Below are 16,719 nucleotides of genomic sequence, written 5' to 3'. Positions count from 1 at the left end.
GCCATCCGCACCCGGCTTGCGCCGCGGCGCGGCTTCGTTAGCCTTCCGGTCCGGGGAAAGCGCCACGGATCGAGGAGACATTGCCATGGCGCCCCTGCGCCTTGCCCTGACGCTGTCGCTTGCCCTGACGCTGTCGCTTGCCCTGCTTGCTGCCCTGCCCGCCGCCGCCCAGACCCGGCTCCGCTGGGGCCATGTGCAGGAAGCGACGGAGCCGCACCACCTGGAAGCCCTGCGCGCCGCGAAGGAGATCGCCGAGCGTACGCAGGGCCGCATCCAGATCGAGGTCTTCGCCGCCTCCCAGCTCGGCTCCGAGCCGCAACTGAACCAGGGCCTCGTGCTCGGCTCGATCGACATCGCCTATACCGCGGTCGGCTTCGCCGCCGGGCAGTACAGGCCCATCGCCATCTCCGGCGCGCCCTACATGCTGCGCGACTTCGGGCATTTCATGGCCTATCGCGACAGCGAGCTGTTCCGCGAGCTTGCCGCCGGCTACGACCGCGCCAGCGGCAACCACATGGTGACGCTGACCTATACCGGGGAGCGGCACGTCACCGCCAACCGCGCCATCACCCGGCCGGAGGACATGCGCGGCCTGAAGCTCCGCGTGCCGCAGGCGCCGCTCTACATGATGTTCGCCCGCGCGGTCGGGGCGAATGCCACGCCCATCGCCTTCGCCGAGGTCTATCTCGCGCTGCAGAACGGCACGGTGGACGCGCAGGAGAACCCGCTGCCGAACATCGCCGCCAAGCGCCTGCAGGAGGTGCAGAGCCACGTCATCCTGACCGGCCACATCACCGAGGCGATCAGCACCGTCATCGGCGGCAGCGCCTGGCGCAGGATCGGCGAGGCCGACCGGCCGGTGGTGGAGCAGGCGCTGCGCGAGGCCGCGACGCGCTCGACGCTGGCGGTGCGGGAGATCGAGGCGGCGCTGCCCGGCCAGTTCGAGCGCGAGGGGAAGGTCATCCTCCGCCCGGACCGCGCGCCCTTCCGCGCCGTGACGCTGCCGCTGCTGACCGACCCGTCGGCGGGCGCGGGCTGGACGAAGGAGCAGTTCGACCGGCTGCAGGCGATCGCCAGCGCGACCAACTGAGCAAGCCTCAGGCTTCCCCGGCCACCGTGGTGCGGAACATCAGCCGGACATGGCGGGTGTGGTCGAAGAGGGTGGCGGTGTGCAGGGTCGCCAGGTTGTCCCAGGCGACCAAGTCGCCCGCCTGCCAGCGGTGGCGGTAGAGGTAGCGCTCCTGCGTCGCGTGCCGCATGACCTCCTCGATCAGCGCATGGCTGTCCTCGGCGGACATGCCCTCGATGTGGCTGATGACGGCGGGGCAGACGAAGAGGGAGCGGCGGCCGGTGACGGGATGCCGCCGCACCAGCGGCTGCGCGACGGGCGGGAATTGCCGCCGCGCCTCCGCCGACAGCGGCGGGCGGCCGGGCGTGTGCCGGCGGTTCCACTCGGAGAGCGTGTTCAGGTCGTGCACGCCGCGGCGGCCCTCGATGCGCGCCTGCAGCGCCGGCGGCATCTCCGCCCAGGCCGTGACGGCGTCGAGGAACCAGGTCTCGCCGCCCTCCGGCGGGACGATGGCGCCGTAGAAAAGCGAGGCGCGGCTCGGCACCGGGCGGAAGCTGCTGTCGGCATGCCATTGCTCGACGCCGGTGGCGAAATGCGCCTTCGGGCCGCCCGGCGCCTCGTAGTTGCCGACGCAGAAGATCTCGGGGTGCGCCGGATGGGTATGGGCCGTGGAGGAATGCCGCTCGAGCGGGCCGAGCCGCTTGCTGAAGGCCACCTGCGCGCCCGGGTCCTCCGGCACGCCGCGCAGCAGCACCACGCCGTGGCGGTGCAGGGCGGCGAGGAAGGCATCCACCTCCGCCTGCGGCAGGTCGCCGGCGATGCGCAGGCCGGAAAGCTCCGCGCCGAAGGTGGCGCCGAGCGGGCGAGCCGACAGCGGCGCGGAATGGTCGAGAACGAGGCCGGCGCTCATGGCGGATCCTCCGGAAGGCTGCGCGGGCCGGGCAACGGGCGTCTGTTGGGCGGCCGGCGGCCGCCGGCGGGAAGCATGCCCCGGCCGGGGCAGGGGCGCCAGGGGGCGGCCTCGCCTGCCCTTCGCCCGACACCGACCCTCCTACCGGCCCTCCTGCTGCGGAGGGCCTCCCAGGCCGGGCTCGGCGGGGTGCAGCAGGGGCCGCGCCCCATGCCATGAGCCTGCGGCGGGGCACCGAGGCCCCGCCGCGCCAGGCTCACGAGCCGAGGCGGAGGCCGGCCTTCAGCTCGTCGAGGCCCTCGCGCCGGGCCTCATGGTCCGTGACGAGGTTGACGACGACGAGGGTGGCGAGGCCGAGGAAGAAGGGCAGCATGGCGCGGGATCTCCGGTTGAGGTTCCTCCCTAGCCTCACGCCCATGTTGCACCGCACAATGAACGCCACGCAAGCGAATTCAATCTACCATCAGCGCCTCTCGATGTTCCAGAAGACGGGGAAGGCGAAGGGCACCACCCCCGTCACCTCGGACCGGTAGGCGGCCGGGGCGGCGAATTGCCCGCCGAGGACGTAGTTGACGTTGCGGTGGAAGGCCGCCTGCAGCTTCTCCGCCAGCGCCTTCTGCGCCGCCGGATCGGCTGTCACGGCCAGTTCCCGCAGCAGGGCCGTGGTCTGCTCGTCGCAATGCCAGCCGGAGTTGAACTCGTTGCAGTTGTTGGCGACGGCGGGGTTGGCCAGCGGGTTCACCAGGTCGATGCCGTTCCAGACGATCGGCATGACGTTCCAGCCGCCCTGCTCCACCGGCGCCTTGCTCATCCGCCGGACCGCGGCCGTCGCATAGTCGCTGGTGCGGACATCGACGTTGAAGCCGGCCTGGCGCATCTGGTCAGCCATGACGAGGCCCGTGGGGTTCAGCAGCGCCGAGCTCTCGGAATGCAGCAGCACCACCGGCTCGCCCTTGTAGCCGGCCTCCTGCAGCAGGGCCCGGGCGCGCGCGATGCCGGCGCCGCGATAGGCCTCGGTGCCCGCCTCCGTCGCCAGCGGCCCGTCGCACATGTAGATCGTCAGGCACTGCTCCATCGCCATGCCGGCGGGCAGGCCGAGCGAGGCCATGACATCGGCCTGGCCGATCGCCGCCTGCAGCGCGCGGCGCATGCGGATGTCGTTGAAGGGCGGCGTCAGGTGGTTGATGGAGAGGATGGCGACCATCTGCTCCACCCCGCGCTGGTTGGCGACGGTGATGGCGCGGCTGCGGCGGAGCCGGTCGATGAAGTGGAAGGGCACGATCTCGAGGAAATCGAGCTCGCCCGCCATCAGCGCCGAGATGCGCGTCGCCTGGTCCGGCATGCTGACCAGCTCGACGCGGTCGAGCTTCACCACCTTGCCGCCGGCCAGCCCATCCGCCGGCTCGGCCCGCGGGCGGTAGCGCGGGTTGCGGTGGAAGAGGGCGCGGTCGCCCGGCCGCCATTCCTCGCGGCGGAAGAGGAAGGGGCCGGAGCCGACGATCTCCGTCACCGCCTTGTCGGCCGGCGCCTCGGCGATGCGGGCCGGCATCATGACGGGGATGGTGTGGCCGGGCTTGCCCAGCGCCTCGATGACGAAGGCGAAGGGCTCGCGCAGGCGCAGCTCGAAGCTCCGCGCGTCCAGCGCCTGCAGGCTGTCGGCGGCGCGCAGGAGCTGGGCGCCGAGGGATTCGCGCCGCGCCCAGCGCTTGATGGAGGCGACGCAATCCGCCGCGGTCACCGGCGTGCCGTCGGAGAACTCCAGCCCCTCGCGCAGGCGGAAGCGCCAGGTCAGGCGGTCCGGGCTGACCTCCCAGCCCTCCAGCATCTGCGGGCGATAGGCGCCCTTGCTGTCGATGCCGACCAGCGTGTCGAAGACCAAATAGGCGAAGACCCGCGTCGCGTTGATCGTCGTGACGATCGGGTCGAGCACCTGCAGCTCGGTATTGAGCGAGACGCGCAGCACCTTCTCCTCGGCGCGCGCGGGCGCCACCGCCGCGGCTGCGAGCAGCGCGGCGGCCAGCAGCATGCGGCGCATCAGGCCGCGTCCTGCTTGCGGACGTGGTCGTAGTTCTGGTTGCGGAACCAGGCCATGTAGTCGCCGACCGTCATCGGCTCGAAGCGCGGTGCCTCGCCCGGCACGCGGCAGGTCGGCAACGCCTCGATCAGCGTGTCGGGATTGGGGTGGAAGAAATAGGGGATGGCGTAGCGCGGCCCGGCCGAGACGTTGTAGGCGCGGTGCGGGGTGTTGATGAAGCGGCCGTTGCTCCAGCGGTGCAGCACCTCCCCGGTATTGACCACGAAGCTGTCGGGGATGACCGGCATGTCGATCCACTCGCCGGCGGTGGTGCGGAGCTGCAGGCCGGGGACCTTGTTCTGCGCCAGCAGCGTGATGAAGCTGGAATCCGAATGCGGCGCGATGCCGAACTGGTTGGCTCCGTACTCCGCCGGCGGGTAGTGGGTGAAGCGCAGGCCGCTCAGCGGCCGGTCGCAGAAGGGCCCGAAATGGCCGGGCGGCATGTCCAGCGCCACGGCGTAGAGCGGCAGCAGCCTCTGCGCGAGCGCGTCCATGGCGTCGTAGTAGCGCAGCGCCACCTCGCGGAAGCCGGGCAGGTCCGCGGGCCAGCGGTCGGGCGCGCCCGCGTCCTCGCCATCCCGCTTCATGAAGAAGGCCTCGTTCTCGTTCGGCTTGTTGTCCGGGTTGATCTTCGAGTGCCGGGTGGTGCTGCCGCGCAGCGGGACATAGCCCTGGAGCTGGGCATTCGCCTTCACCGCCAGCTTCGCCTCGAGCGGCTGGGCATGGAAGCGGGCGCAGGCGGCGAAGGCCTCCTCGACCAGGGCGGCGGGGACGCCGTGGTTCACGATCGTCATGAAGCCGATCGTCTCGTTGACGTGGCGGAGCTGCGCCGCGGTCGCCTCCAGCGCGCCGGGCTCACCGGCCAGATAGGGGCCGAGATCGATGATCGGGATGGCGGGCGCGGCGGCGGTATCGGCGGCCATGGCGGCTCTCCTGCGGATGCAGTGACGAAATCCGTGTCCGGCTGGCGATTGCTTGCCGGCAGTCCATCATGGCCGGGGTGGGGCGGTCAAACCGCGGGAGGCTCAGGCCCGGCCGATCTCCGGCACCGGGCTGCCCGTCCAGGCGAAGCGCCAGGTTGTGTCGCGCCGCACATGCGACACCAGCGCAGGCCGGAAGACCGCGAGGCAGGTGCCCCCGGCCCGCCGCACGCTGGGATAGACGATGCCGAGCCCCTCCGCCTCCAGCACCCGCTCCGCCAGGGCCTGGGATGCGACGTAGCTGTCCGGGTCGAGGCAATCGGCGAACACCGGCGCGGCACGCAGGTCGTGGAATTCGCCGGCGATGTCGGCGAGGTAGTCGTCATAGGTCACGACGTCGTCGAAGCGGCCGATCTCGGCATATTGCACCGCCTTGTGGTGCGCGACCTCGGCCATGGAGGTCTCCAGTTCGAAGCCGGCATACCAGGCGCCGCGCTCGGGGCCGTTGAAGCGGCTGCCGAGCGGATGCGCATGCACGAAGGCGGCGTTGACGATGCGCGCGAAGGGGATGCCGAAGACCAGTTCCTCGATGCCGATGCCCGGCAGCAGGCCGGCCTCCGCCTGCAGCCTTTCGTTGGTGGCATTGTCGAGGTCGAAGAGGTCGCGCAGTTGCGCGTCGTCGCCGGCGATCCGCGCCAGCACGCTGTACTGCGAGGGGATGAGCCGGTGGGTGTCCTGCCGCCGGACCAGCCGGGTCGGCGGCAGCGCTGTCACAGCCCGCCCCGGCGGGCATCCAGCAGGCGGCGGACGGTCTGCATTGCCGGGGCGCCGCCGCGGATCATGTAGGAGAGCGGCGTGCTGCCGCCAAAGATGCGGTTGCCGTTGGGCAGGCCGACCCATTGGTCGGCCAGCGCCTCGCCATGCAGGATGTGCAACGCCTTGAAGATGCCGATGAGGTAGGAAAGGCGCGTCAGCCGGTCCTGGTCCAGCACCCGCCCCTCCGGCGCGCGCTTCATCTCGTAGAAGGTGCTGGCGGCCGGCCCGCCCAGCAGGGCGCGGGCCTCCTCGTCCTTCAGCTTCCAGCGTTCGGCGATGGCGAAGAAGGCCTTCAGCGCGGAGGCGCTCAGCCGCTCCCGCTCCGCCTTCGATCCCAGGTCGACCAGCGCCGGCGGGGCATGGCGGGTCGCGGCATAGGCCAGGGCACCCATGGCAGGGTCCTCCTCACCCGGAGAAGATAGACTCCAGATTCGGAGGAATCAAGTATCGAGAGCGGAGCGCCCGCATGGCCCGGGAACGCGACCCGGCCGCCGGTGCCCGGGGCGGGTCAGCAGGGATTGGGCAGGATCGACAGTTCCTGCAGCTTCCCGTCCACGCTGAACTCGCCGAAATCCATCTTCAGGTCGTCGGCCACGCCGTTCTCGAAATAGCGCAGCCCCACCTCGTAGTCCGGGGCGCTGGCGCCGCCGGCATCGCTCCCCTTGTCGCGGTCGAAGAAGGCGACGCGCATGCGCGCGCTGCCGAGCTTGGCGAGGTCCGGGAAGCGCGCATTGGCCTGCGGCGGGGTCCAGGCGGAGATCACCGTCGTCGTGTCCTGCGCCCCCTCCGCGCTGGTGCCGTCGAAGAGCGGCACGACCAGCATGCGCGACCCGGCCCTGGCCGCGGCGAGGCTGCGGATGGTGTGCAGCATCGGCAGCAGCGTGCCCTCGGGCAGCGTCTCCTCCTTCGCCTCGGGCTCGGTGTACTTCACCGTGCCGCCCTCCGGCGTCGTCTCGGCATCGCCGGCGATGCGCTGGGAGACGGCGCCCTGGCTGGTCTGGGTCAGGCTGAAGCGGAGCTTCTTCCCGTCCTTCGTCTCGAAGGTCGAGTAGTCCGAGGTGGTCTCGACATCCTGCCCGTCGCGGTCGGTGATCCGAAGCTGGAAGCGCTGGCGGGTGGCCCAGCCGTCGCAGGCATCCACCACCTCATAGAGCATCACGCCCTCGGCCCGGGCGATGTCGGAATTGTCCCGCACCTTGTCGAGCGTCAGCTTGTAGGCGGCGCGGTGGCCGATCATGGCCTCCGCGCCCGGCTCGGCGGCCGGGACGGGGCGCGGCAGGGCGGCGGCGAGGCCGAGTGCCGCCAGGGTGGCGAGGAGATGGCGGCGCAGCGGCATCGCTCGGGTCCTTCGGTCGATCGGGTGCATCTAGGGCAGGTGCCCGCCCGCGCAAACGCCCGGGCCGGGATTCCGCCGCGCAAACTTGCGCGGCCCGGCCCTCAGGACGGCTTGGCGCCGCCCTTGGCCGGCGGCAGCACGGTACGGATATGGAGTTCCTTCAGCCGCGGCTCCTCCACCGGGGAGGGCGAGCCCATCATCAGCTCCTCTCCCTGCTGGTTCATGGGGAAGAGGTTCACCTCGCGCAGGTTGGGCTCCTCGGCCAGCAGCATGACGATGCGGTCGATGCCGGCCGCCATGCCGCCGTGCGGCGGGGCGCCGTAGCGGAAGGCGTTCAGCATGCCGCCGAAGCGTTCCTCCACGGCCTCGGGCGGGTAGCCCGCGATGCCGAAGGCCTTCACCATGATCTCCGCCTTGTGGTTGCGGATCGCGCCAGAGGCCATCTCGTAGCCGTTGCAGACTACGTCGTACTGGAAGGCGGGGATGGTCAGCGGGTCCTTCGTCTCCAGCGCCTCCATCTCCCCCTGCGGCATGGAGAAGGGGTTGTGGCTGAAGTCCACCTGCCCCGTCTCCTCGTTCAGCTCGTAGAAGGGGAAGTCGGTGATCCAGCAGAAGCGGAAGCCCTCCTTGGCCGTCAGGCCGAGGTCGGTGCCGAGCCTGAGGCGGGCCTGGCCGGCGAGCTTGGCGGCCTCGGCCTCCTTGCCCGCGGCGAAGAACACCGCGTCGCCCGCCTTGAGCCCGCAGGCGGCGCGGATCGCCTCGGCGCGGTCGGCTTCCAGGTTGCGGGCGATCGGGCCCTTCGGGATGGCTTCGTCGCCTCCGGCGGGGGCAGCCTCGAAGGTGATGTAGCCGAGGCCACCGGCGCCCTGCTCGCGCGCCCATTCGTTCATCTTGTCGAAGAAGGACCGCGGATTGCCGCCCGCGCCCGGCGCCGGGATGGCGCGCACCACGCCGCCGCCGGCGGCGATCTTGGCGAAGAGCCCGAAGCCGGAACCGGCGAATTGCGCCGTCACGTCGCGGATCACCAGCGGGTTGCGCAGGTCCGGCTTGTCCGTGCCGTAGTCGAGCATCGCCTGGGCATAGGGGATGCGGATCCAGGGGCCGGCATCCACGTGGCGGCCCTCGGCGAAGCGCTCGAAGGTGCCGCGCAGCACCGGCTCCATCGTCGTGAAGACGTCCTCCTGGGTGACGAAGCTCATCTCGACATCGAGCTGGTAGAACATGAGGGTTCTATCGGCGCGGCCGGCCTCGTCGCGGAAGCAGGGGGCGATCTGGAAGTAGCGGTCGAAGCCCGCGACCATGGTGAGCTGCTTGTATTGCTGCGGCGCCTGCGGCAGGGCGTAGAACTTGCCGGGATGCAGCCGGGCCGGGACCAGGAAGTCGCGCGCGCCCTCGGGGCTGGACACCGTCAGGATCGGCGTCTGGAACTCGTTGAAGCCGGTGGCGATCATCCGCTCCCGGATGTCCTGGATGACCTGGGCGCGCAGGATCATGTTGCGCTGCAGCCGCTCCCGCCGGAGATCCAGGAAGCGGTAGCGCAGGCGCAGTTCCTCAGGCGCATCCTGTTCGCCGGCGATCTGGAAAGGCAGCACCTCGGCGCCGGATTGCAGGACCAGCTCGCGCACCCGCAACTCGATCTCGCCGGTCGGCAGCTTCGCATTGATGGTGCCGGGCTCGCGCGGCACCACTTCGCCGGTCACGGTGATCACGCTCTCGGCCCGCAGCCGGTCCGCGGCCTCGAAGACCGGGCTGCCCGTCGCCACCACGCATTGCGTCAGGCCGTAATGATCGCGCAGGTCGATGAACAGCAGCCCGCCATGGTCCCGCTTGCGGTGCACCCAGCCGGAGAGGCGCACGGTCTGGCCGGCGTCGGTGGCGCGGAGGGCGCCGCAGGTATGGGTGCGGTAGGCATGCATGTGAGGATAAAACCCGGATCGCTGAGGTCGGGCGGTTTGAGGCGTCCGCCCCCCCTCCTGTCAAGCCGCGTGGCCTTTTCCCGGGCTTCCCCCGGCGGTAGAAGCCCCGGCATGAGCCGTCGCCCGCCTGCAGAAGCTGCGCCACCCGTCCTGGTCACCACCGCCGAGGCGCTGGCGGCCCTCTGCGAGCGCCTCCGCGGGGAGGAGTTCGTCACCGTCGACACCGAGTTCATGCGGGAGCGGACCTATTGGCCCGAGCTCTGCGTGGTCCAGCTCGGCGGCGAGCACGAGACCGCCGTGGTCGATGCGCAGGCGGAGGGGATGGACCTCGCCCCGCTCGGCGCCCTGCTGGCCGATAACAAGGTGACCAAGGTCTTCCACGCCGCGCGGCAGGACGTGGAGATCTTCCTGCTGAAATTCGGCGCCGTCCCGACGCCGCTCTTCGACACCCAGGTCGCCGCCATGGTCGCGGGCTTCGGCGACCAGGTGAGCTACGACGCCCTCGCCCGCTCCCTCGCCGGCGCGCAGATCGACAAGGCGCACCGTTTCAGCGACTGGTCGGCGCGGCCCCTCTCCCCCTCCCAGATCGCCTATGCGGCGGCGGACGTGACGCATCTGCGGCGGATCTATACCGGCCTCAAGGCGCGGCTGGAGCGGGAGGGGCGGCTCGACTGGGTCGCCGAGGAGATGGCCGTGCTGAACGACCCGGCGACCTACCGGACCGAGCCCGAGAGCGCCTGGGAGCGGCTGAAGCCCCGCACCACCAACCGCCGCTTCCTCGGCATGCTGCGGGCGCTGGCCGCCTGGCGGGAGCGGGAGGCGCAGCGCATCAACATCCCCCGCCAGCGCCTGGTGAAGGACGAGACGCTGCTCGAGCTCGCCGCCACCATGCCGGAAACCCCGGCCGACCTGGCCCGGGCGCGGGGGATTTCGGAGGGCTTCGCCAAGGGCCGCAGCGGCACCGGGCTGCTCGCCGCCATCAAGGAGGCGAAGGGCCTGCCCGACAGCGCCCTGCCCGACCCGCCGCGCGACCGCTCCGGCCCCACCCCCTCCCCCGCCCTGGTCGCGCTGCTGAAGGTGCTGCTGGCCGCGAAGTCGGAGGAGCACCATGTCGCGCCGAAGCTGCTGGCGAGCAGCGACGACCTCGACCGCCTGGCTACGGAGGCGCATCCCGACCTGCCCGCCCTGCATGGCTGGCGGAGGGAGGTGTTCGGGGAGGCGGCGCTGGCGCTGAAGGCCGGCCGGCTGGCGCTGGGCGTCGAGGGGCGGAGGGTCAAGCTGATCGAGGCGGCCTGAGGGCCGCCATGACGGGCAGGCAGGGCCCCTTCGACCGGGCCTGGCTGCTGATGGCCGTCCCGGCGCTCTGCTGGGCCGGGAATGCCATCGTCGGGCGCGCGGTCGCCGGGGTGGTGCCGCCGGTCGGCCTCGCCTTCTGGCGCTGGGTGCTCGGCGCCCTGCTCGTCCTGCCGCTGGCCTGGCCGCACCTGGCGCGCGACCTGCCGGCGCTGCTGCGGGCCTGGAAGCCGGTGCTCGCCCTCGCCTTCCTCGGCATCGCGGTGTTCAACACCATGCTCTACACCGCGGCGCAGACCACCACCGCGCTCAACATCGTCATGCTGCAGACGGTGATGCCGGTGCTGATCGTCCTCGCCTCGTTCCTGCTGTTCGGGGAGAGGGTGCGGCCGCAGCAGGGGCTCGGCATCGCGGTCTCGCTGGCCGGGGCGCTGACGCTGGTCAGCCATGGCGACCCGGCGGTGCTGACGGGCTTCGCCTTCAACCCCGGCGATCTCTGGATGCTCGGCGCCTGCGTCAGCTACGCGCTCTACACCGCGCTGCTGCGGCGGCGGCCGGCGGTGAACCCCCTTCAGCCTGCTGGTCGCCCTCTTCGTCGCGGGGGCGGCCATGCTGCTGCCGCTCTATGGCGCGGAGACGCTCGCGGGCCGGCCCATGCCGCTCTCGGCGCCGGCGCTGCTGGCGGTGGTCTATGTGGCGGCCTGCGCCTCGGTGCTCGCCTATCTCGCCTACAACCGCGCCGTCGCGCTAGTGGGCGCGAACACGGCGGGGCTGGCGATGCACCTGGTGCCGGTCTTCGGCACGCTGCTGGCGATCCTGCTGCTGGGCGAGGTGCCGCGGGTCTTCCACGCCCTCGGCATCGGCCTGATCGCGGCGGGGATCTGGCTGGCGCAGCGCCGGCCGGGCTGACCCGGACCGGCGCCCCTGCATCGCGGGCGGCTCCCTGCCCGCCGCCTTCAGGTAGCCGAATCGGGCTTGCCGAAGAGGAGGCTGACCTTGGCCAGTACGGCGGCGATGATGGCCTCGATCGTATCGAACACCATCTTCACGGCGTAGCCGACGAAGAAGGCGATCGCCGCGAGGCTGAGCGTGACGCCGCCCTCCATCTCCACGCTCTCGCCAGAGGTCCAGAGAGCGCCGACGAGGCCGCCGAGCATGAAGCCGAGCAGCACCCGCAGCACGCTGCGCCACTTGTCACGGGCTTCCAGCGTCCAGAGTTCGATCTTCCGGCTGATGCGCTGGTACATGAAGGCGCAGGCCCCCACCAGCCCGAGCAGCATGGGCAGAACGAAGGCGGTCAGCCCGAAGAGCCCGCCCTTCGTGCGCGCCTCGGCCGAGGACCAGGCATCGGACGGCAGGTCGCCGGGCGGCCGGACCTCCGGCACGAAGTGGTACAGCAAGGTCCAGCGGGCGAGGTTGTCCGTGGTGCCGTTCCAGAGCACCAGCCGTTCCCGCGTGACGCGCAGGCCTTGCAGGGCCTGCTCGCGTTCGAGGCAAGCCTTGGCGACCGGCGGCGGCGGCAAGGGCGCCGTCGCCTTGCAGATGCTTTCGGCACCACCGCGCAGCGCCTCCTCGCGCCGCTCGGCCGGCAGGTTCGCCGCCGCGTCCCGCTGCGCGGTCGCCACCGCCGCCTCGGCCTGGCTCAACGCCTTCCGCTGCGCCTCGAGGTCCCCGAGGATCCGCTCGCCATTGCCGGCATGGACCAGCAGGTGCACGGCGAGGATGAGGGCGAACAGCCCGAGCAGCGCCATGGCGCGGATGAAGCGGCGGACCGACCGCGCCTCCTGCACCACCTGTGGCGGCATCGGGCCGTGCTCATGCGTGTCGACATAGGCGCAGGTGAGCCGGATGGTGCTGACATTGGCCGGCCGCACGTGGCGCGAGAGGATGTCGGTGTGGTGCACCAGGGCGGCAAGGAGCCTGGCGTCCCTGGCGATCTCCTCCGGGCAGGCGGTCAGCAGCTTCGCCACCTTCTCGTCGCAGACGGGTCCGGATGACCGGTCGGCGGTGGGGCCGGGAGTGGCAAAGCCCGGGGCGGGGGAGCCGGAGGTGGCGGAGCCGGGGGCAGCCGGGCCCGGATCGGTGGCCGGAGGGGCCGGCGCGGCGCGCCCCTTCGCATCCGCGTCGGGGTCCTGCCACTTGAAGCCGAGATCGTCGCGGCGTGCGACATAGCGCGTCAGGATGCGCAGGTCCGACTGCAGGCCCCGCACATACTCCACTGGCCGGCAGGCGGTATCCTCCTGCGGCGGCCAGAGCCTGCCCTGGAACCAGGAGAGAAGGCGGGTCCGCAGCCAGGCCCGGGCAGTCCGGATGACCCTGCCTTCGGTCACCTCGTAATAGGTCGTGCTCATGGATGCCTCCCCGCGGACCGCGCCGGCGGACCCGCGCGGGGATCACCATGCCCAGGCATTTGGATGCTGCGCCGTAGCATGGATCACAGCTCGCGCCGCGGCGTCAGGCCAGGGCGGGCGAGAGCGCCCGGCCGGGATGAGGGTAAGCCCCGCGGCTCTTGGCCCGAGGCCGCGACCAAGCCGACCAGCCAGCGCGGCACACCCGATGCCGGGTCACGTCCCCGGGCGGTACATTGCATGCCGGGCGGGCCGATCCAGACCTTCGCGCCTTGCGGCGCTGCGGTCATCGGTCCGCTTCAGTCCTCCTCGACCTGCACCACCGCTTCCAGGCCGAGCGCCGCGCCCAGCGCCTCCACCCGGCGCAGCACGCTCTCGCCGGCGAAGACGCCGGTGCCCTCGGCCAGCCGCAGCACCAGCCTGCCGCCCTGCCGCTCCAGCCGCGTGCCGGCCAGCAGCGCCGGCGTGCCGCCGCAGAGCGTATAGGCCAGCCGCAGCGCCGCCCCGAGCGCCTCCGCCCGGCGGATCGTCGGCAGGTCCAGCAGCACCCGCGTCGGCGCCAGCCAGGGCGCGCCGGGCTCGGCCTCGTAGCGCAGCGCCGCGACGAGGGCGAGGAAGGCGCGGGCATGGTGGTCGAGGCCCACGCCGTGCTGGCGCAGGATGCGGAGGAAGGCCTGCTCCGCGCGGTATTCCGGGTGGTCGTGGCTGCCAATGTCGGAGACCCAGCAGGCCGCCTCCCGCAAGGCGCGGGCGCCATTGTCCTGACCGGCGAAGACCGGGTCGGTCCAGGCCAGCAGCGCCTGCGGCAGGCCGGGGTCGCGGCCCCAGCGCAGCGCCAATTCCCGCGCCGCCGAGAGCAGCGGGTCGGCCAGCCGCTCCGCCTCCGGCAGCAGGCCGGCATACCAGCCCTCCCGCAGCCCATTGGCCGAGAAGACGACGCGCGCGGCGCCGGTCGCCCGCAGCAGGCGCCGCATGGCGAGCGCGGCGAAGGGCAGGTCGGCGAGGCGCTTCTGCGGCGCGCCCGGCATCCGCTCCAGCACCCGCCGGGACGCCGCCATGACGACGCCGGCGAGGTCGCGCGCCTCCTCCCGCCGCAGGACGTAATGGTGGACGATCGCCAGGGGATAGCCGGTCTGGGCGATGTGCATCCGCGCCAGCGCCCGCCAGGCGCCGCCGACCAGATAGAGGTCGCGGCCGGCGCCCTCGGCCAGCCAGGGCACCGCGCCGAGTTCCTCCTCGCAGATCGCCCGCGCCCGGACCACGTCGCCGCCCGAGCGCTCGGCGAGGCGGATGACGCCGAGCGGCAGGGAGCGGGAGCGGCCGGGCCGCCCGGCATCGAGCCGCACCACCTCGAGGCTGCCGCCGCCGATGTCGCCGAGGATGCCGTCCGCGCCGGGGAAGCCCAGCAGCACGCCGGCGGCCGAGAAGGCGGCCTCCTGCTCGCCGGTCAGGATGCGGATGGGCACGCCCGGCATCCGGCTCTCGAGCGCCGCGACGAAGTCCGGGCCGTTGCTCGCATCCCGCACCGCCGCCGTCGCCAGCACCTCGATCGGGTCGGCATGCATGGCGCGCGCGACGGCATGGTAGCGGGCGAGGACCGTCAGCGCCGGCCCGATCGCCTCCTCGTTCAGCCGGCCCGTGGACTGCAGCCCGCGGCCGAGGCCGAGCACGGCCTTCTCGTTGAAGATGGCCTGCGGGTTCCGCCCCAGCCCCTCGAAGACGACGAGGCGGACGGAATTCGAGCCGAGATCGACCACCCCGCTGCGGGCAGGGGCGGCGGCCAGCCCGGGGCCGGGCTGCCAGGTGCGTACCGGTGTGTCCAAGCGGTTCAGTCCTGTGCCACGCGGTCCTGCCGCCCGCGCCGCGTACCGTGGGAACGCCCCTGGGCAGCCCGCCGCAGGGCGCTGCCCCGGCCCGAGAGCGAGGGATTGGTCATAAAATACTCGTGGGCCGAGATGGGTTGCATACCGGGCTCGACCCGCATCCATTCCCCGCCCGGCTGAAGCTGCCAGCTCTGGGCCGTGTCCTTGAGGTTGGTGACCATGATCTGGTCGAGGATCTGCGCATGCACGGTGGGGTTCTCCACCGGCACCAGGGTCTCCACCCGCCAGTCCATGTTCCGGGCCATCCAGTCGGCGGAGGACATGTACACCCGGGCGCGGCGGGAGGGGAGGCGGTGGCCGTTGCCGAAGACGATGATCCGGGAGTGTTCCAGGAAGCGGCCCACGATGGACTTGACCCGGATGTGGTCCGACAGGCCCGGCACCCCGGGCCGGAGGCAGCAGATGCCGCGGACGACGCAATCGACCTTCACCCCGGCCCGGCTGGCCCGATAGAGCGCGTCGATCAACTGCTCGTCCACCAGGCTGTTCATCTTCAGCCAGATGCCGGCCGGCTTGCCCTCCCGCGCGAAGCGGATCTCCTGCTCGATCAGGCCGAGCAGCGTCGGGCGGATCGTGAGCGGCGAGAAGGCCAGCGCATCCATGGTCTCCGGCCGGGCATAGCCGGTCATGTAGTTGAACAGCTTCTGCGCGTCGCGCGTCAGCGCCGGGTCGGCGGTGAAGTAGGACAGGTCGGTATAGATGCGCGCCGTCACGGGATGGTAGTTGCCGGTGCCGAAATGGGCGTAGGAGCGGAGCGCATTGCCCTCCCGCCGCACCACCAGCGAGACCTTGGCGTGGGTCTTCAGCTCGACGAAGCCGAAGACGACCTGCACGCCGGCCGCCTCCAGCTCCCGCGCGAGGGCGATGTTGCGCTCCTCGTCGAACCGGGCCTTGATCTCGACCACGCCGGTCACGCTCTTGCCCGCCTCGGCCGCCTCGATCAGGGCGCGGGCGATCGGGCTCTCCCGGCTCGTGCGGTAGAGCGTCTGCTTGATGGCGACGACGTTCGGGTCGCGCGCGGCCTGGCGGAGGAACTGCACCACCACGTCGAAGCTCTCGTAGGGGTGGTGGACGACGATGTCCTTGGCGCGGATGGCGGCGAAGCAGTCGCCGCCGAAATCGAGGATGCGTTCGGGGAAGCGCGGCGTATAGGGCGTGAAGAGCAGGTCGGGCCGGTCGTCCACGATGAGCTGCTTGAGGTCGGCGATGCCGAGCAGCCCGTCCACCAGCACCACGCTGCCGGGGGAGGCGTCGAGCTCCTGCACCACGAACTCGACCATGTCGGCGGGCGTCGCGGCGGTCACCGTCAGGTGGATGGGCCGGCCGCGGCGGCGGCGCTTCAGCGCCGTCTCATAGGAGCGGACGAGGTCCTCCGCCTCCTCCTCGAACTCGACATCGGTGTCGCGGATCAGCCGGAACAGCCCCTGGTCGGCCGGGATGAAGCCTGGGAAGAGCCGCCCGAGCGAGAGGGTGATCGCATCCTCGAGCAGCACGAAGCGGATCGCGCCGTCGCCGGCGGGCAGGCGGATGAAGCGGTCGATCTGCGGCGGCAGCGGCAGCAGCGCCCGCATGGTGCCGCCATCCTCCTCCCGCACCAGCTTGAGCACCATGCAGAGCGAGAGGTTGCTGATGAAGGGGAAGGGATGCGCCGGATCGACCGCCAGCGGGGTCAGGACCGGGAAGACCCGCTCCATGAACCAGTTGGCCAGCCAGTCGCGGTCCTCCTCCGACAGCGATCCGACGCGCGCCAGCACGATCCCGGCCCCGGCCAGCAGGTTGCACAGCGTCCGCCATTCCGCCTGCTGGCCCTCGATCAGCACCTTGGCGCGGGCCAGGATGGCGGCAAGCTGCTGGGTCGGCGTGCGGCCATCGGGCGAGAGGGTGGCGATCCCCGCCCGCTCCTGCCCCATCAGCCCGGCGACGCGGACCGAGTAGAACTCGTCGAGGTTGGAGGCCGAGATGGCGACGAAGCGCAGCCGCTCCAGCAGCGGATGGCGGGGATTCGCCGCCTCCTCCAGCACCCGCGTGTTGAAATCCAGCCAGGACAGTTCGCGGTTGATGAAGCGCGCCGGGTCGTCCAGCGAGATCGTGGCCTCCGCCACCTCCGGCGACAGCGTCTCGGCCAGCGACATGCGCGCTCACTCCTTCTCTTGC

General features: G+C 71.7%; 14 protein-coding genes and 1 pseudogene. 4 read left to right on the top strand and 11 right to left on the bottom strand.

Going from position 1 to position 16,719, the window contains the following annotated elements:
- The first annotated feature begins 85 nt into the window (after positions 1 to 85).
- Entirely contained in the window at positions 86 to 1,090 is a 1,005-nt protein-coding gene (locus Q7A36_RS19215) for a DctP family TRAP transporter solute-binding subunit (protein ID WP_305105352.1), read from the top strand.
- A 7-nt stretch (positions 1,091 to 1,097) separates the two neighbouring features.
- Here the strand turns inward: Q7A36_RS19215 and Q7A36_RS19210 are convergent, their stop codons facing one another.
- The 7 genes from Q7A36_RS19210 to aspS form a co-directional block, all read right to left on the bottom strand.
- Entirely contained in the window at positions 1,098 to 1,979 is an 882-nt protein-coding gene (locus Q7A36_RS19210; RefSeq protein WP_305105351.1) for a TauD/TfdA dioxygenase family protein, read from the bottom strand.
- Positions 1,980 to 2,442: 463 nt separating this feature from the next.
- On the bottom strand, positions 2,443 to 4,014 hold the full coding sequence (locus tag Q7A36_RS19205; RefSeq protein ID WP_305105350.1) for an ABC transporter substrate-binding protein: 1,572 nt from the start codon (positions 4,012 to 4,014) through the stop codon (positions 2,443 to 2,445).
- Positions 4,014 to 4,976, bottom strand: a complete 963-nt coding sequence (locus tag Q7A36_RS19200) for an isopenicillin N synthase family dioxygenase (RefSeq protein WP_305105349.1) — start codon at positions 4,974 to 4,976, stop codon at positions 4,014 to 4,016. Before Q7A36_RS19200 ends, Q7A36_RS19205 begins: the two co-directional genes overlap by 1 nt.
- A gap of 102 nt (positions 4,977 to 5,078) precedes the next feature.
- The gene (locus Q7A36_RS19195; protein ID WP_305105348.1) at positions 5,079 to 5,747 is read right to left on the bottom strand and encodes an RES family NAD+ phosphorylase; all 669 of its coding nucleotides are present in this window, start codon (positions 5,745 to 5,747) and stop codon (positions 5,079 to 5,081) included.
- Positions 5,744 to 6,181 carry an antitoxin Xre-like helix-turn-helix domain-containing protein gene (locus Q7A36_RS19190; RefSeq protein ID WP_305105347.1) on the bottom strand — a complete coding sequence of 146 codons (438 nt, stop codon included), beginning with the start codon at positions 6,179 to 6,181 and terminating at the stop codon, positions 5,744 to 5,746. The genes Q7A36_RS19195 and Q7A36_RS19190 overlap by 4 nt, the downstream gene beginning before the upstream one ends.
- Before the next feature lie 116 nt (positions 6,182 to 6,297).
- The gene (locus Q7A36_RS19185) at positions 6,298 to 7,125 is read right to left on the bottom strand and encodes a cell envelope integrity EipB family protein (RefSeq protein WP_305105346.1); all 828 of its coding nucleotides are present in this window, start codon (positions 7,123 to 7,125) and stop codon (positions 6,298 to 6,300) included.
- 101 nt (positions 7,126 to 7,226) lie between these two features.
- A complete protein-coding gene (aspS, locus tag Q7A36_RS19180; RefSeq protein WP_305105345.1) occupies positions 7,227 to 9,041 on the bottom strand; it encodes an aspartate--tRNA ligase in 1,815 nt (604 codons plus the stop codon).
- Between the two features lie 111 nt (positions 9,042 to 9,152).
- Between aspS and rnd the strand changes: the two genes are divergently transcribed.
- Entirely contained in the window at positions 9,153 to 10,337 is a 1,185-nt protein-coding gene (rnd, locus tag Q7A36_RS19175; protein ID WP_305105344.1) for a ribonuclease D, read from the top strand.
- An 8-nt stretch (positions 10,338 to 10,345) separates the two neighbouring features.
- A pseudogene (locus Q7A36_RS19170) lies at positions 10,346 to 10,714 on the top strand (EamA family transporter); the annotation flags it as partial.
- Here Q7A36_RS19170 and Q7A36_RS41600 read toward each other — a convergent pair.
- Entirely contained in the window at positions 10,615 to 10,818 is a 204-nt protein-coding gene (locus tag Q7A36_RS41600; protein ID WP_370655682.1) for a hypothetical protein, read from the bottom strand. The pseudogene Q7A36_RS19170 and the gene Q7A36_RS41600 overlap by 100 nt on opposite strands.
- A 92-nt stretch (positions 10,819 to 10,910) precedes the next feature.
- On the opposite strand from Q7A36_RS41600, the gene Q7A36_RS19165 reads away from it, so the two are divergent.
- Entirely contained in the window at positions 10,911 to 11,243 is a 333-nt protein-coding gene (locus Q7A36_RS19165; protein ID WP_456306816.1) for an EamA family transporter, read from the top strand.
- 47 nt (positions 11,244 to 11,290) lie between these two features.
- On the opposite strand, the gene Q7A36_RS19160 is transcribed toward Q7A36_RS19165, so the two are convergent.
- The 3 genes from Q7A36_RS19160 to Q7A36_RS19150 all read right to left on the bottom strand — a co-directional run bounded on the left by Q7A36_RS19160 (position 11,291) and on the right by Q7A36_RS19150 (position 16,697).
- Complete coding sequence (locus tag Q7A36_RS19160) at positions 11,291 to 12,685, bottom strand: SLC41A family transporter (RefSeq protein WP_305105342.1); 1,395 nt, start codon at positions 12,683 to 12,685, stop codon at positions 11,291 to 11,293.
- 296 nt (positions 12,686 to 12,981) lie between these two features.
- Positions 12,982 to 14,505, bottom strand: coding sequence for a Ppx/GppA phosphatase family protein (locus Q7A36_RS19155; RefSeq protein WP_370655681.1), 1,524 nt, complete (start codon positions 14,503 to 14,505; stop codon positions 12,982 to 12,984).
- A 5-nt stretch (positions 14,506 to 14,510) separates the two neighbouring features.
- Positions 14,511 to 16,697 carry an RNA degradosome polyphosphate kinase gene (locus Q7A36_RS19150; RefSeq protein WP_305105341.1) on the bottom strand — a complete coding sequence of 729 codons (2,187 nt, stop codon included), beginning with the start codon at positions 16,695 to 16,697 and terminating at the stop codon, positions 14,511 to 14,513.
- Between the last annotated feature and the right edge of the window lie 22 nt (positions 16,698 to 16,719).

Source organism: Paracraurococcus lichenis, from assembly GCF_030657435.1.
GTDB lineage: Bacteria > Pseudomonadota > Alphaproteobacteria > Acetobacterales > Acetobacteraceae > Paracraurococcus > Paracraurococcus lichenis.
Note: the sequence above shows the minus strand (reverse complement) of the source record. Positions and strands in the feature narration are given on the sequence as shown.

Coding starts and splice junctions, on each gene's coding strand:
- Q7A36_RS19215 (WP_305105352.1), top strand. CDS start 86: ATGGCGCCCCTGCGCCTTGCCCTGACGCTGTCGCTTGCCCTGACGCTG.
- Q7A36_RS19210 (WP_305105351.1), bottom strand. CDS start 1,979: ATGAGCGCCGGCCTCGTTCTCGACCATTCCGCGCCGCTGTCGGCTCGC.
- Q7A36_RS19205 (WP_305105350.1), bottom strand. CDS start 4,014: ATGCGCCGCATGCTGCTGGCCGCCGCGCTGCTCGCAGCCGCGGCGGTG.
- Q7A36_RS19200 (WP_305105349.1), bottom strand. CDS start 4,976: ATGGCCGCCGATACCGCCGCCGCGCCCGCCATCCCGATCATCGATCTC.
- Q7A36_RS19190 (WP_305105347.1), bottom strand. CDS start 6,181: ATGGGTGCCCTGGCCTATGCCGCGACCCGCCATGCCCCGCCGGCGCTG.
- Q7A36_RS19185 (WP_305105346.1), bottom strand. CDS start 7,125: ATGCCGCTGCGCCGCCATCTCCTCGCCACCCTGGCGGCACTCGGCCTC.
- aspS (WP_305105345.1), bottom strand. CDS start 9,041: ATGCATGCCTACCGCACCCATACCTGCGGCGCCCTCCGCGCCACCGAC.
- rnd (WP_305105344.1), top strand. CDS start 9,153: ATGAGCCGTCGCCCGCCTGCAGAAGCTGCGCCACCCGTCCTGGTCACC.
- Q7A36_RS19160 (WP_305105342.1), bottom strand. CDS start 12,685: ATGAGCACGACCTATTACGAGGTGACCGAAGGCAGGGTCATCCGGACT.
- Q7A36_RS19150 (WP_305105341.1), bottom strand. CDS start 16,697: ATGTCGCTGGCCGAGACGCTGTCGCCGGAGGTGGCGGAGGCCACGATC.